At 65.4% G+C, this 13,374-nt stretch carries 10 protein-coding genes; 3 read left to right on the plus strand and 7 right to left on the minus strand.

What is annotated here, in order from left to right; translation table 11 throughout:
- Position 1 precedes the first annotated feature (1 nt).
- The 3 genes from ACRSCF_RS05235 to metK all read right to left on the minus strand — a co-directional run bounded on the left by ACRSCF_RS05235 (position 2) and on the right by metK (position 5,291).
- Positions 2–1,855: a glycosyltransferase gene (locus ACRSCF_RS05235; RefSeq protein ID WP_432675257.1), complete on the minus strand. Its 1,854-nt coding sequence runs from the start codon at positions 1,853–1,855 to the stop codon at positions 2–4.
- Positions 1,856–1,867: 12 nt separating this feature from the next.
- Positions 1,868–3,874 carry a tetratricopeptide repeat protein gene (locus ACRSCF_RS05240; protein ID WP_151019607.1) on the minus strand — a complete coding sequence of 669 codons (2,007 nt, stop codon included), beginning with the start codon at positions 3,872–3,874 and terminating at the stop codon, positions 1,868–1,870.
- 235 nt (positions 3,875–4,109) lie between these two features.
- Entirely contained in the window at positions 4,110–5,291 is a 1,182-nt protein-coding gene (gene metK / locus ACRSCF_RS05245) for a methionine adenosyltransferase (RefSeq protein ID WP_017403953.1), read from the minus strand.
- Between the two features lie 135 nt (positions 5,292–5,426).
- Between metK and ACRSCF_RS05250 the strand changes: the two genes are divergently transcribed.
- Positions 5,427–6,278 (plus strand): lysophospholipid acyltransferase family protein, encoded by an 852-nt coding sequence (locus tag ACRSCF_RS05250; RefSeq protein WP_151019606.1) that lies wholly within the window; start codon positions 5,427–5,429, stop codon positions 6,276–6,278.
- On the plus strand, positions 6,275–7,141 hold the full coding sequence (locus ACRSCF_RS05255; protein ID WP_017403955.1) for a lysophospholipid acyltransferase family protein: 867 nt from the start codon (positions 6,275–6,277) through the stop codon (positions 7,139–7,141). Before ACRSCF_RS05250 ends, ACRSCF_RS05255 begins: the two co-directional genes overlap by 4 nt.
- Here ACRSCF_RS05255 and ACRSCF_RS05260 read toward each other — a convergent pair.
- The 3 genes from ACRSCF_RS05260 to zwf form a co-directional block, all read right to left on the minus strand.
- Positions 7,135–8,046: an alpha/beta fold hydrolase gene (locus ACRSCF_RS05260; RefSeq protein ID WP_151019605.1), complete on the minus strand. Its 912-nt coding sequence runs from the start codon at positions 8,044–8,046 to the stop codon at positions 7,135–7,137. The genes ACRSCF_RS05255 and ACRSCF_RS05260 overlap by 7 nt on opposite strands.
- A 45-nt stretch (positions 8,047–8,091) precedes the next feature.
- Entirely contained in the window at positions 8,092–8,853 is a 762-nt protein-coding gene (gene yihA, locus ACRSCF_RS05265) for a ribosome biogenesis GTP-binding protein YihA/YsxC (RefSeq protein WP_017403957.1), read from the minus strand.
- Positions 8,854–9,070: 217 nt separating this feature from the next.
- A complete protein-coding gene (zwf, locus tag ACRSCF_RS05270) occupies positions 9,071–10,525 on the minus strand; it encodes a glucose-6-phosphate dehydrogenase (RefSeq protein WP_047217124.1) in 1,455 nt (484 codons plus the stop codon).
- 154 nt (positions 10,526–10,679) lie between these two features.
- Between zwf and pgi the strand changes: the two genes are divergently transcribed.
- Positions 10,680–12,224, plus strand: coding sequence for a glucose-6-phosphate isomerase (pgi, locus tag ACRSCF_RS05275; protein ID WP_432675262.1), 1,545 nt, complete (start codon positions 10,680–10,682; stop codon positions 12,222–12,224).
- Positions 12,225–12,247: 23 nt separating this feature from the next.
- On the opposite strand, the gene ACRSCF_RS05280 is transcribed toward pgi, so the two are convergent.
- Positions 12,248–13,150, minus strand: coding sequence for an SMP-30/gluconolactonase/LRE family protein (locus ACRSCF_RS05280; RefSeq protein ID WP_191625525.1), 903 nt, complete (start codon positions 13,148–13,150; stop codon positions 12,248–12,250).
- Between the last annotated feature and the right edge of the window lie 224 nt (positions 13,151–13,374).

The following is a 13,374-nucleotide window of genomic DNA, read 5'->3' on the forward strand; positions in this document are numbered from 1 at the left end:
CTCACCGAGAGGCTTTGCCTGAGCCAAGATGCGCCAGCCCCAGCAAGCTGGACACCGCCACATAACGCAATGCATTGGTCCAGGACTGGAACATTTTAGAGCGGTCTTGTTTGGCGGTGTGAAGGGGCAGAGCTACCTCGGCTATTCGCAACTGTGCGCGGCGCATAAGCAAGAGTGTACCGATATCCTGGTAGTCGAGCAGCGTTGCATCGGCCGAAGCTGCGACGCGCATGGCGCTGCGGTTGTAGACGCGAAAGCCTGAAACAAAGTCGCGCAACGCAAAGCCGGTGACCCAACGGAACCATTGCCAAGCCATGCGCCGCACCCGGCTGTGGCGGGCTTCGAAGTAGCCCACCACCACATCGGCAGTCCCTTTGGCAGAGAGTAGTGTCGGTATTTCCTCGGCTTCGTAGCGTCCATCGGCATCGATGGTGATCACCGTCTCATAGCCTTGGGCCAATGCATGGCGTATGCCGGTTTGCAGGCTGCCCCAGGTGGTCATGGCTAGCAGGGGGCGTATGACCTGCGCACCACTTTGTTCGGCAAGGTGACAGGTGGCATCAGTGCTGCGGTTGTCGACCACGACAACAGTGGCATCCACCAGCGAGTGCACTCGGTGCACAAGCTCGGTGATGCTCGCTTCGTGGTTGCGCGTGGAAATCACCACCATGAGATGGCGTCCTGTTTCCTCGACTGTGCGCTCCGGCACTAGACCGGGCGCCATCGAGCGGTAGTGCCGGGCCATGGCGCGTTCGCAGGCCCCAATGCCGAAATAGCGTTGCAAGGCCTTGGGGCCACTGCGGCTCAGTCGTTCGCGCAGCGCACCGTCATGCTGCAGTCGGGCGATGGCGCTGCGCCAAGCGTCAATGTCTTCAAAAGGCACGTGCAGCCCACAGCGGGCCTGCGCAACTACCCAGGGCATACCTGAACCGGGAAGATCGGTCACGATGCAGGGACGTTGGTGCAGCATGGCCTCCAGCAGCACAATGCCAAAGGCCTCAGTGCGCTCACGCGAAGCTAGACAGAAGATGTCGCACCCTGCAAACAAGGCATGTTTTTCCTCGTCCGACACCGCGCCCACCAGTCGCACACTGGCCTGTCTGCCCTCAGGAGTGCATTGGCGTATCAACTCTTCAAGGGATGCACGCAGCTCGCCTTCTCCCGCAATCAGCAACTCCACGCCAGGCATGGCCGAGACAGCTCGGATCAAGGTTTCGAAGCCTTTGTAGTAGGTCAACCGACCGATGGACAACAGGCGCAGCCGGGTGTCGGGGCGCCAGCCTTGGCCGTGCTGCAGCGGTGCTGGTACAGGAATGGTTTCGAGGTTCAGGCCCAGCGGAACGATCTCGCATTTGCTGCGCCAGGTACGCAGGGCATTGCTGGCCTCAAGATAGGGCGGCGACGTTGCGAATACCTGTTGGGCGCGTTCCAGCAAGGCCTGCTCGAACGGCCGGTACAGCATGTAGGCCAATGCCACGGACCACTTGATGTTGGACACCACCACATCGGAGTGCCAGTGGATGACCCAGGGCACGCGCCGCGCGATGGGCAGGGTCAGTGCCCAAAGTGCCGAGTTGTTGGGCAGATGCAGGTGCAGTACGTCGGGCTGAATGCGTTCGATGGCGCGGCCCAGTGCGCGCCGGAATCCCATGGCCATGGGGGCATAGACCAGATTGAATTGAACGGGCACGCGTTCCAGCCAGGCGGGATCATCCGGCTCCGGATCACCATGGACCAGGGCATGGGCATCGACACCCTGGCGTCGTTGCTCGTGTATCAGGTCGGCCAGAAAGACTTCCATGCCGCCCCGGTAGGGAGGGAAGAATTTGCCGACGTGGAGTATGCGCAGGGCCATGGCGGACAGCGCCTACTTTGCCGTCTGAGGCTTTGCGGTAGCCGGGCTCAGTTGATTGCGGACCTGGCGGTACTGCGGATTCTGCGGCTCCAGGCGTATTGCCTGGTCCAGACTCTTCAGTGCTTCCGGCAGGTTGCCCAGGCCGTGATAGGCCATTGCACGCCCGTAGAAAGCGGGCGCGCTGGGGCTGCGAGCAACCAGTGGTTCCAGCAGGTCTTTGGCTTGCGCACTATCACCCTGGCCGACAAGGGCCAGCCCCAATCCGACGATCAGGCGAGGGGCGTTTGGCGAGGTCTGCAGCAGAGTTCGGAAGTCGTCAGCTGCAACTTTGTATTGCTGCACACCTATGGCCGCCTCTGCGCGTTTCAGGCGCAGGGTCTGCTCCATTTGCTTGGCGTTGGCACTGTCTTCAGTGGGCTCGCCCAAGGCGCGTGAGTACTCTTCGAAGGCAGCGCGCAACTGGCCTGTAGCCATCAACGCTTCGGCCTTTTGGTAGTGCAAGGCCTGGCCCTTGAATCCCTTGGCCTGGGCTGCGGCAAAGGCATTCAGGGCTTCTGAGAATTTCTTCTGCTGAGAAAGCACGGCACCCATGTTGAACAGCGCGTTGCCTCCCAGGTCGCCAAGGGCGTTGGCTGTGGCGAAGTCCTGCAGCGCCTGGTCGAGCATGCCCTTGTCGGCGTGTGCCGTTCCGACGTTGAGGAAGGCACGACCGCGTCCCACGGCATTGGCCGGGGCCTTTTTATCGATTTTTTCGGCGGCATCGGCCCAGGAGGTGCCCGCGTCCTGAAGAGAGAGCACACGCTCGAAGGCCAATGCCCCGAACACCATGCCGATGACGATGCCGACGATGTAGATGGCGCGTGGTTTGACCCCCGTCAGCGCAATGGCCGCCAATCCCGGGATGGCCACGGCCCACAGATAGCTGCGATACAGAACGAAGGGGTCCTGCAGCCAGACCGTGGCGAATTCGGTCGCATACCAGAGCAGGGGAAACAGGAGGCAGAGCGCGACCAAGCCAATGACACCGGGACGCCTAAGCACGGCCCAGATTGAGCAGGCCAGCAGGGCCAGGTAACCGAGCGCGCCGGCTAGGTGCCAGATCGAGCCGAAGCCGAGAGGAAATGCCGGTCTCAGGTCGATGGACATCCAGCCCACATAGGGAACGATCCACAGAAAGCCATAGGCAAAAAACAGGGCCGCTTCATTGAGGATGCTCAGGGGATAGATCTGTGAGGTGATCCCGGGCCGAAGGGCTTCCAATTGCCTTGCATAGCCTTGGGATTGCTCGTCGAAAATCTGGCCCACCAGACTGCCGAAGAAATGAAAGACTGCCGCCGAGGCAACGGCCAGCAGCAGCAAGGCCATTCCCACAATGACCATGGCAGCCTTCAGGCCGGGGCGCTGCACAAAGATATAGAGCGGCACCACCATGGCGACCGTCAGAAAGGCATGCTCCTTGGACAGGATGGCGAGCACATAGCAGATCAATGCCGCGATATGCCAGAGGACTCGCCCGCCCTGAAGCCCGCGCACAAAGGCCCAGCATGCCATAACGGCAAAGAGGGTTGCCATGACGATGGATCGCTGCACCAGGTATCCAACGGCGTAGACCGCGACAGGGTTGAGCGCGAAAAGGACCAAGCCCAGTTGCAGGGCTGCATCGCGCGACGCGTGGAAGTGGGGTTGCTCCTCGATGTCGTGCGGAAAGCGCGTCTGTGTCAGCAGTGCCTTGAACAATGCATAGAGAGCCGCCACGGTCGCGAGATGCAAGGCGATATTGAAGACGCGCTGCTTCCACCAGCCGTCTCCGAAAATCTGTTCGATCCAGACGAAGCTGCCATACGACAGCGTGCGCTGCTTGAAGTCCAACAGGCTGCCATAGTTGCCGAAAATCGTTCCATCCGTCAGACGCATATCGTCGAACAGCAGCCCGTTGTTCAGGCCGGGCAGATACACCCCCAATATGGCCAGCAAAAGAAGGGCACTGAACCAGTAAATCGCTTTGGAGGGGGCAGCCATTGCTTCTTGACTTGTCTCGGATGTGGCGGAACTTGAAATGGTGGGCCGGGAAATGGCCGCTCTCGGGAAGAGCGCAGGCAGTTTACCAGCCGAGCAACCCGCTACCGCAGCCTGCTGCGCCGGTTTGACGTGAGTGTTGTGAGAAGGACCGAGATGAAAAAAGCCCCATGCTGCGTCAGGCGCGGCATGGGGCCGGGAGGCCATCAGATGGGCGTGAACGCCCCTGGCATTTTGCTTACAGGCCAGCCGCAGCACGCAGCGCCGCTGCCTTGTCCGTCCGCTCCCAGGTGAACTCGGGCTCTTCACGGCCGAAGTGGCCATAGGCAGCGGTCTTGCTGTAGATCGGGCGCAGCAGGTCCAGCATCTGGATGATGCCCTTGGGACGCAGGTCGAAGTGGGCGGCCACCAGCTTGGCGATCTCGGCGTCGGGGATGACGCCCGTGCCTTCGGTGTAGACCGTGATGTTCATCGGGCGTGCCACGCCGATGGCGTAGGCCACCTGGATCTGGCACTGGCGCGCCAGGCCGGCGGCCACGATGTTCTTGGCCACGTAGCGCGCGGCGTAGGCGGCGCTGCGGTCCACCTTGGTTGGGTCTTTGCCGCTGAAGGCGCCGCCGCCATGGGGGCAGGCACCGCCGTAGGTGTCGACGATGATCTTGCGGCCGGTCAGGCCGCAGTCACCCTGGGGGCCGCCCACGACGAAGCGGCCCGTGGGGTTGATCAGGTACTTGGTGTCCTGCAGCCACTCGGAGGGCAGCACGGGCTTGATGATTTCCTCGATGATGGCTTCGGTGAAGCTGGACTTCATCCTGGTGGCCGATTCCGACTGGTCGGGGCTGTGCTGGGTGGACAGCACCACGGTGTCGATGCTGTGGGGCTTGCCGTCCACGTAGCGCATGGTCACCTGGCTCTTGGCGTCAGGACGCAGGAAGGGCAGGCGGCCGTCCTTGCGCAGCTGGGCCTGGCGCTCGACGAGGCGGTGCGCGTAGTAGATGGGCGCGGGCATCAGCTCGGGTGTCTCGTCGCAGGCGTAGCCGAACATCAGGCCCTGGTCGCCGGCGCCGGTGTTGAGCTCGTCATCGCTGGCCTTGTCCACGCCCTGGGCGATGTCCTGGCTCTGCTTGTCGTAGGCCACGAGCACGGCGCAGCCCTTGTAATCGATGCCGTAGTCGGTGTTGTCGTAGCCGATGCGCTTGATGGTGTCGCGTGCGACCTGGATGTAGTCGACGTTGGCGCCCGTGGTGATCTCACCTGCCAAAACCACCAGGCCCGTGTTGGTCAGTGTCTCGGCCGCCACGCGGCTGTACGGGTCTTGGGCGAAAATGGCGTCCAGGATCGCGTCAGAGATCTGGTCGGCCACCTTGTCCGGATGGCCTTCAGAGACGGATTCCGAGGTGAAAAGAAAATCGTTCGCCATGTGAATAAACTCCTTGGTTGCAGCTTTTTTTGATGGGCGTTGCCCAAGCTGCAGGAGCCCTGGCGAACGCTTTAGCAGACTTGTTTTACGTCGCTCTGCAAGTTGCTCAGTTAACTCAGCGACCCGCACATTTTAATGCCTTCCTTGTTCCGACTGTTTGCTGCACTGCCTTTGTGGCTATTGCACCCCCTTGGCGCGCTCATCGGCTGGGTGGCTTTCGTGGCCTCCGGCACGTACCGGCGCCGCTTTCTGGCCAATGCCCGCCAGGCCGGCTACGGCTTCGGCGCCGTGGCGCCGGCCGTGGGGCACGCGGGGCGCATGGTGGCGGAGCTGCCGCGCATGTGGATGGGCAGGCAGCCGAGCTGCCAGATGCACAACGAGGAATGCGTGCGCCGGGCCTACGCTGCCGGGCGCGGAATCATCTTTCTGACGCCCCACCTGGGCTGCTTCGAGCTGTCGGTGCAGCATGCGGCACGGCAATGGTCGGCCGAGCATGGCGAGATCACCATTCTCTACCGCCCCGCGCGCCAGCCCTGGCTGGCCCGCGTCATGGAGACGGCGCGCAACCGCCCCGGCGTGCAGGCCGTGCCGACCACGCTGGCTGGCGTGCGCCAGATGATCAAGGCGTTGCGCAAGGGCATGGCCGTGGGGCTGCTGCCCGACCAGGTTCCGCCCGAGGGGCAGGGCGTCTGGTCGCCGTTCTTCGGCCGTGATGCCTATACGATGACGCTGGCGGCGCGCCTGGCGTTGCAGACGGGGGCCGCGGTGATCGTGGCCCGTTGTGAGCGCTTGTCCTGGGGGCGGGGCTATGCGCTGTATCTTGAGGAGTTGCCCGTGCCCTTGTCCGAGAATCTGGAAGCTGCGGTGCAGCAGATCAACGAGGCGATGGAACACACCATCCGCCAATGCCCGCAGCAGTACCTGTGGGGCTATGCGCGCTACAAGCAGCCGCGCCGTGAATCAGCTGCCGACGAGGTGGGTGCATGAGCGGGCGCATCGGCGTGTGGCTGATGCGGTCGCTGGCGTGGATGCCGCTGCCGTGGTTGCGGGGGCTGGGTGCGTTTCTGGGGCGGCTGCTGTTCGTGCTGGCCGCGCCGCGCCGCAAGGTGGCGCTGCGCAATCTGGCGATGTGCTTTCCCGAGCTGACCGAGGCGCAGCGCGTGGATCTGGCGCGCCGCAACTTCATCGTCTTTTGCCAGACCTGGCTGGACCGCAGCTGGCTGTGGGCGGCGCCGCGCGAGGTGGTGGCCGAGCGCGTGAAGCTGCAGGGTGCCGTGCATGAGCTCGATGGCGACACCCCGACCATCCTGTTCGCGCCGCATTTCTACAGCATGGACGCGGGCGGGCTGGCCTTGCCGCTGCACACCACGCGGCCCTTCACCTCGATCTTCTCCACCCATCCGGACCCGGCGGTCGATGAGTGGTTCATGTCGGGGCGCCAGCGCTTTGGCGACGTGCGCATGCTCAACCGCGCCGACGGGGTCAAGCCCATCATCTCCAGCCTGCGCAAGGGCGGTTTGCTGTACCTTTTGCCCGACATGGACTTCGGTCGCAACGACTCGGTCTTCGTGCCTTTCTTCGGCGTGAACGCGGCCACCATTCCCTCGCTGTCGCGCTTCGCGCGCCTGGGCCGGGCCAAGGTGCTGGGCATGTACACGCGCATGACGCCCACGGGCTATGTGGCCGAGATCACCCCGGCCTGGACGGATTTCCCCACCGACGATGTCGAGGCCGATACGGCCCGCATGAACCGTGAGCTGGAGGCGGCCATCCGCACCATGCCCGACCAGTACTACTGGGTGCACAGGCGCTTCAAGACCCGGCCCGAAGGCGAGCCTTCGGTCTACTGAAGGGGGCGGGACAGGAACTGCTCCAGCGCTTGCCGCACCGCATCGGGCTGCTCGTGCACGACCCAGTGCGAGGTGCCGGCCAGGTGCTGCACCGTCAGGCGCGGCACCCACGGCTCCAGACCTTCGACCAGGGCAGGCTGCAGCGCGGGGTCGCTGTCGCCCCAGAGCACATGCGTGGGCACGCCGATGTCCAGCATCTCGGGCGGCAGCCTCAGGTTGCGCAGTGCGTCGGCTGAGGCCGGATCTTCGGGCCGGGGCGGCACCAGGGGACTGGCGCCGTAGTAGTGGCAGGAGCCTTGCACGCCCAGGTCCCAGTGCTCGCGGTAGCGCTGCTGCAACTGCGGCGTGAGCCATCCGGGCAACTCGCCCTGCGGCGTGCGGAAAAAGCCCAGCATGCGCTGCCAGTCGTTCGCGGCCAGCAGGGCGGGCGCATCAGGTCGGCGCAGAAAATGCATGTACTGGCTTGCGGCCTGTTGCACGGGGTTGTGCAGCAGTTCGCGCAGAAAGGCGCCCGGATGCGGGGCGTTGAGGATCATCAGCCGCTGCATCAGCCCGGGATGGCGGTTGGCCAGGCCCCAGGCCAGGGCACCGCCCCAGTCGTGGGCGATCACGCAGGCTGCGGGTGCGCCAGGGCTTTCGATGGCGATCAGCGCCGCCAGATCCTGCAGCAGGTGCTTGGCCTTGTACTGCTCCACGCCGGCCGGCTGGCTGGAACGGCCAAAGCCCCGCAGATCGGGGGCGACGCAACGCCATTGCGTGCCGAACTGCTCCAGCATGCCTTCCCAGATGAAGCTGCCTTCAGGAAAGCCGTGCAGGAACAGCAGCAGTGGCTGGCCGGGTTCGCCACTGACGCGGCAGTGCAGATAGATGCCGTGAGGCAGCTCGCGAATGCAGGTGGTCACCATGTTGCGCTCCTTGCGGGGCGCTGGCTACACGAGCGCCTCCAGGCGCTAATCTTGGGGGCTGTCGGTCGCGGCGGGCGTCGCAGTTGCGACGTTCGCGACGTCGGCGGGCCCGTCCGTGGCCGCCGGCGGATTCAGGCCTTCGGGATGACTCCAGTGCCACAGCAGCTGGGCCACCTCGTCCACGCCCTGCTTCTTGAGCGCGGAGAACATGCGCACTTCGCCACCACCGGCGTTGAGCCGCGTGATGGACAGCACCTTGGCCTGCTCGGCACGCGTGAGCTTGTCGGCCTTGGTCAGCAGCACGAGGAATTTCAGGCCTTCCTGCACGCGCGGGCGCATGGCGTCGAGCAGGGCTTCGTCCAGCTCCGTCAGGCCCAGGCGCGGATCGCACAGCAGCACGATGGCCGACAGGCTCTCGCGGCTGACCAGATAGTTCAGCATCACGCGCTGCCAGCGCTGCTTGTCCGTGCGCGAGACGGCGGCATAGCCGTAGCCGGGCAGGTCGGCCAGCACGGCGTCGGTCACGCCCTGCTTGCCCAGGGAAAACAGGTTGATGTGCTGCGTGCGGCCAGGCTTCTTGGAGGCGAAGGCCAGCTGCTTTTGTTGCGTCAGCGTGTTGATGCAGGTGGACTTGCCGGCGTTGGAGCGGCCCACGAACGCGATCTCGGGCACATCGACCTTGGGAAGATGGTGCAACTGCGCAGCCGTCGTCAAAAAGCGCGCCGTGTGCATCCAGCCCATGGCCAGCTTGGGATCGATCAGGGAGGAAGTGGGGGCGGCATCGCCAGCCGGCGCAGCAGGATTCATGGTGTGGTCAGTCTCTCGGGGCCTCATTGTAGGTTCCCCCATGGAACCGGCGCGCCCAGCGGGCTATAGGCAACGGTGCTGACAAAGCGTGGCGCATGAAACTGGCGCACTCCAAAGTCGGAGACAGCGAGCAAGGGCCGCCCCGCCGCGAAGCTGTCGTCCCCTCCCCCGCGAAGCGGGCAGAGAGGGGGAAGGCGCGCAGCGCCTCAGGGGGAGCCTAAACCTCTTCGCTCCAGCAAAAGCCATCCCTCGCAATCATGGCGCTGGCTGCGCTGGGCCCCCAGCTGCCCGCCGCATAGCCGCGCGGCCCCGAGGTGTCGCTGCGCCAGTGCTGAAGGATGGGTTCCACCCAGCGCCAGGCCTGTTCCTGCTCGTCGCTGCGCACAAAGAGGTTCAGCCTGCCGGCGATCACGTCCAGCAGCAGGCGCTCGTAGGCGCCCACGCGCTTGGCACCGAAGCGCTGGTCGAAGTCCAGGTTCAGGTGCACGGGGGCCAGCGAAGGCTCGGCCTGCTGCTGGGTGGCGCCCTGTGCCAGCAGGTGCAGCTCCAGCCCGTCCTTGGGCTGCAGATTGATCACTAGGCGATTGGCTTCGGACAGGGGCGAGCGGAAGATCGGGTGGGGCACGGGCCGGAAGTTCACGACGATGCGCGCGTCCCTTCCTGCCAGCCGCTTGCCGGTGCGGATGTAGAAGGGCACGCCGGCCCAGCGCCAGTTGCAGATCTCGGTGCGCAGGGCGACAAAGGTCTCGGTCTGGCTGCCCGCCGCCACGCCTTTTTCCTGCTGGTAGGCCGGCACGGGCTGGCCCTGGCTGGCGCCGGCCAGGTACTGGCCGCGCACCACGTGCTGGCTCAGGGTTTCCGGCGTCCAGGGCCTGAGCGACTGCAGCACCTTGAGCTTTTCGTCGCGGATGGCATGGGCCGATGCGTTGATCGGCGGCTCCATGCCGATGGCGCACAGCAGCTGCAGCGCATGGTTTTGCACCATGTCGCGCAGCGCGCCGGTCTGGTCGTAAAACGCGCCCCGGCTTTCCACGCCCAGTTCCTCGGCGATGGTGATCTGGATGTTGGCAATGGTCTCGCGCCGCCACAGCGGCTCGAACAGCGCATTGCCAAAGCGCAGCGCCAGAAGGTTCTGCACAGAGGGCTTGCCCAGGTAGTGGTCTATGCGGAACACCTGCTCTTCGCGCAGCACCTTGCGCAGCGTGGCATTGATGGCCTGGTTGGAGGCCAGGTCGTGGCCCAGCGGCTTTTCCAGCACCACGCGGGTACGCGGGCCGTTCAGGCCCACGGCGGCGATCTGCTCGCAGACCGTGGTGAACAGGCTGGGGGCGGTGGCCACGTACATCACCACCGTTTCTGCGTCGCGCGCGGCCAGCGCCTGTGCCAGCTTCCCGTAGTCGGCGGGCTGCGACAGGTCCATGCGCAGGTAGTGCAGCAGGTCTGCGAAGCGGGCGAATTCCTCGGGGTTGGGGCGCTTGGACAGCTCGACGCCGTCAAAGCGCGACTGGATGAGGGCGCGGTACTGGTCGTCGCTCAGGTCATCGCGGGCCACGCACAGGATGCGGCCGCCCTCGGGCAGGGTGCCATGGCGAAACGCCTGGAACAGCGCCGGCATGAGCTTGCGCCATGCCAGATCGCCCGTGCCGCCAAACAAGACCAGATCGAAACCCATGTTGCCTCCCGAGGTGAATATTTTGGTAACTGAGTTACCAATTTTTGAGGAAATCGAATAAATTATAGAGGTACCACGTCATTTGATTGAAGCTTCAGATGATGATTGTTGTAATTTGATTACTTCTCTGCAAGAAGCCCTGTCGGTGAACCCCATGCTTATCCGTTGCGATCACGCCCTCGCCTGGCCTCTTTTGCAAAACCACGCCCGGGCCGTGATGCCCGAGTTCGACCTGCGCGGTGCCTTCGCCTCTGACCCCGCCCGGTTCGCGCGCTTCAGCCAGGAGGCTCCGCACTGCTTTGCGGACCTGTCCAAGAATCTGTGGGACGCGCAGGCCGAAGACCTGCTGCTGCAGCTGGCCCGCGATTGCGAGGTGGAGCGCCAGCGCGACGCCATGTTCGCGGGCGAGGCCGTCAACTCCACCGAGGGGCGTGCGGCGCTGCACACGCTGCTGCGCCATCCGCCCGGCAATGCGCCGCCGGGCCTGGCCTGGGCGCTGGCCCAGGTGCACGAGACGCTGGATGCCATGCTGGCCTATGCCGAGCGCGTGCGTGCGGATGCGGATATCACCGATGTGGTGTGCATGGGCATAGGCGGATCGGGTCTGGGGCCGCAGATGGCGGTCCAGGCGCTGCAAGGCCTGGGCGATGCGCGCCGGCGCATGCACTTCGTCTCGAATGTGGATGGCCATGCGCTGCAGGCCGTGCTCGTGGGCCTGCAGCCGCGCAGCACGCTGTTCATCGTGGCCTCCAAGGTGTTCAACACGCAGGAGACGCTGACCAATGCGCGCAGCGCACTCGACTGGTTCCACGCAAACGGCGGCAGCGAGGTGTCCCGCCATTTCGTCGCGCTGACCACCCATGCCGCTGCGGCGGCGCAGATGGGCATCACCACCACCTTCGGCTTCTGGGACTGGGTGGGCGGGCGCTATTCGCTGTGGTCGTCCATCGGACTGCCGGTGGCCGTTGCCGTAGGCGCTGCCGCGTTTCGCGCCATGCTGGCCGGTGCGCACGCCATGGACATGCATTTCCGCACGTCGCCGCTGCAGGCCAATCTGCCCGTGCGCCTGGGCCTGCTCGACGTCTGGTACCGCAATCTGCTGGGCTTTGGCAGCCGCTGCATCGCGCCCTACCACGCAGGCCTGCGGCGCCTGCCGGCCTATCTGCAGCAACTGGAGATGGAGAGCAACGGCAAGCGCGTGGACCGGCAGGGCCGGCCGCTGGCGCTGGGCTCGGCACCCGTGCTCTGGGGTGAGCCCGGCACGGATGGGCAGCATGCCTTCTTCCAGATGCTGCACCAGGGCAGCGACATCGTGCCGCTGGAGATCATTGCGGTGAAGCAGGCTTCGCACACCTTGCCATGCCACCAGGAACAGTTGCTGGCCAACGCGCTGGCCCAGGCCCAGGCCCTGATGCAGGGGCGCGCCAGCGAGGACGGGCACCGCCATTTCCCCGGCAACCGTCCCAGCAGCTTCCTGCTGCTGGACGCGCTCACGCCTGCGGCGCTGGGCGCGCTGGTTGCGCTGCAGGAGCACCGCGTGTTCGTGGCCGGCGCGCTGTGGGGCATCAACAGCTTCGACCAATGGGGGGTGGAGCTGGGCAAGCTGCTGGCGCGTGACCTTCAGCTGCGCCTGGGCAATGGCGACATGGCGGGGCTGGACGCCTCCACCGCCGGCCTGCTGCAGCGGCTGCGGGCCTGATGGCCTGAGGGCCTGGCCCCGCTCTACGCCTCCCGGAAACAGTTGACCGGCAGCCCTGGCACCTCGACGCGGCAATGCATCAGCGCCCCGGCAGGCACGGCGGCCCGGCGTTCTTCCTCGGGGCGGCCGTGCGAGGCGGAGGTGATGTAGAGCGTGCGCAGGTCTTCTCCGCCCAGGCAGACCATGGTGGGGCAGCGCACGGGCGTCTCGATGCGCTGCACGACTTCGCCCTGCGGGTCCAGCCGCAGCACGCAGCCGCCTTCGTACATGGCCACCCAGTAGTGGCCCCGGGTGTCGACGCAGGCACCATCGGGCCGGCCGCCGTACAGGCGCCCTTGCGTGCGGGGCGCGAAGGCCTTCCACAGTGCGCGGGCCCCCAGCGTGCCGGTATCCAGGTCGAAGGCAAAGCGGTCTATGCGGTGTGCGGGCGTGTCGGCCCAGTACAGCCATGCGTCGTCGGGGCTGAAGGCCAGCCCGTTGGCCGTGGTGCAGTCGCCTGCCATGCGCTGGACCGCGTAGCCGCCGTTGTCCACCGCGCGCAGGCACCACAGTGCCGCCTCGGGCGCGGTCTTTGGTGCGAACAGGGAGCCGGCCCAGAAGCGGCCGGCTCGGTCGCAGCGGCCGTCGTTGAGGCGGAACTGGCGTGGATCGTGGTCCAGGCCGGCCAGCATGGTGATGTGGCCGGTGGCCGGATCCAGCAGGCCGAAGCCGTCTCGCAGGCCGATGACGATGCGGCCCTTGTCCGTGGGCGCGCAGCAGCCGGGCTCGCTGGGCGTGGCCCAGCTTTGCTGCTGGCCGCTGGCCGGGTCCCAGGCATGGATGCGCAGGCCCTGGATATCGCACCAGTAGAGCCGGCGATCAGCGGGGTGCCAGAAGGGCGATTCGCCCAGGGCGCTGGGAGGAACCGGGGCGATCTGCATGGCCATGGTCTGCTCGCTGGAAGTCATGGCCAGCATTCTAGGAGCGGCTCTCGCCAGACCGCTGCTCGCAGATAGTGTGTTGCGCAGATCAGGGATATCTCTAGCCAGGTATGTGCATAGAAGTATCAGCGGCCGGGCTGCCCGTACCAATGCACCCGCAGGCCTGTCCCCACAATCGGTCACCAGCGGCAGGGATGGACCGCGAAGACCACAGCATTCATTGCGAAGGA

Source organism: Delftia sp. 11MD (genome assembly GCF_050907895.1).
Classification (GTDB): Bacteria; Pseudomonadota; Gammaproteobacteria; order Burkholderiales; family Burkholderiaceae_C; genus Comamonas; species Comamonas tsuruhatensis.

Bases quoted from the DNA above. Each gene is read 5' to 3' on its own strand.
- ACRSCF_RS05235 (WP_432675257.1), bottom strand. From the start codon at position 1,855: ATGGCCCTGCGCATACTCCACGTCGGCAAATTCTTCCCTCCCTACCGG.
- ACRSCF_RS05240 (WP_151019607.1), bottom strand. From the start codon at position 3,874: ATGGCTGCCCCCTCCAAAGCGATTTACTGGTTCAGTGCCCTTCTTTTG.
- metK (WP_017403953.1), bottom strand. From the start codon at position 5,291: ATGGCGAACGATTTTCTTTTCACCTCGGAATCCGTCTCTGAAGGCCAT.
- ACRSCF_RS05250 (WP_151019606.1), top strand. From the start codon at position 5,427: ATGCCTTCCTTGTTCCGACTGTTTGCTGCACTGCCTTTGTGGCTATTG.
- ACRSCF_RS05255 (WP_017403955.1), top strand. From the start codon at position 6,275: ATGAGCGGGCGCATCGGCGTGTGGCTGATGCGGTCGCTGGCGTGGATG.
- ACRSCF_RS05260 (WP_151019605.1), bottom strand. From the start codon at position 8,046: ATGGTGACCACCTGCATTCGCGAGCTGCCTCACGGCATCTATCTGCAC.
- yihA (WP_017403957.1), bottom strand. From the start codon at position 8,853: ATGAATCCTGCTGCGCCGGCTGGCGATGCCGCCCCCACTTCCTCCCTG.
- zwf (WP_047217124.1), bottom strand. From the start codon at position 10,525: ATGGGTTTCGATCTGGTCTTGTTTGGCGGCACGGGCGATCTGGCATGG.
- pgi (WP_432675262.1), top strand. From the start codon at position 10,680: ATGCTTATCCGTTGCGATCACGCCCTCGCCTGGCCTCTTTTGCAAAAC.
- ACRSCF_RS05280 (WP_191625525.1), bottom strand. From the start codon at position 13,150: ATGGCCATGCAGATCGCCCCGGTTCCTCCCAGCGCCCTGGGCGAATCG.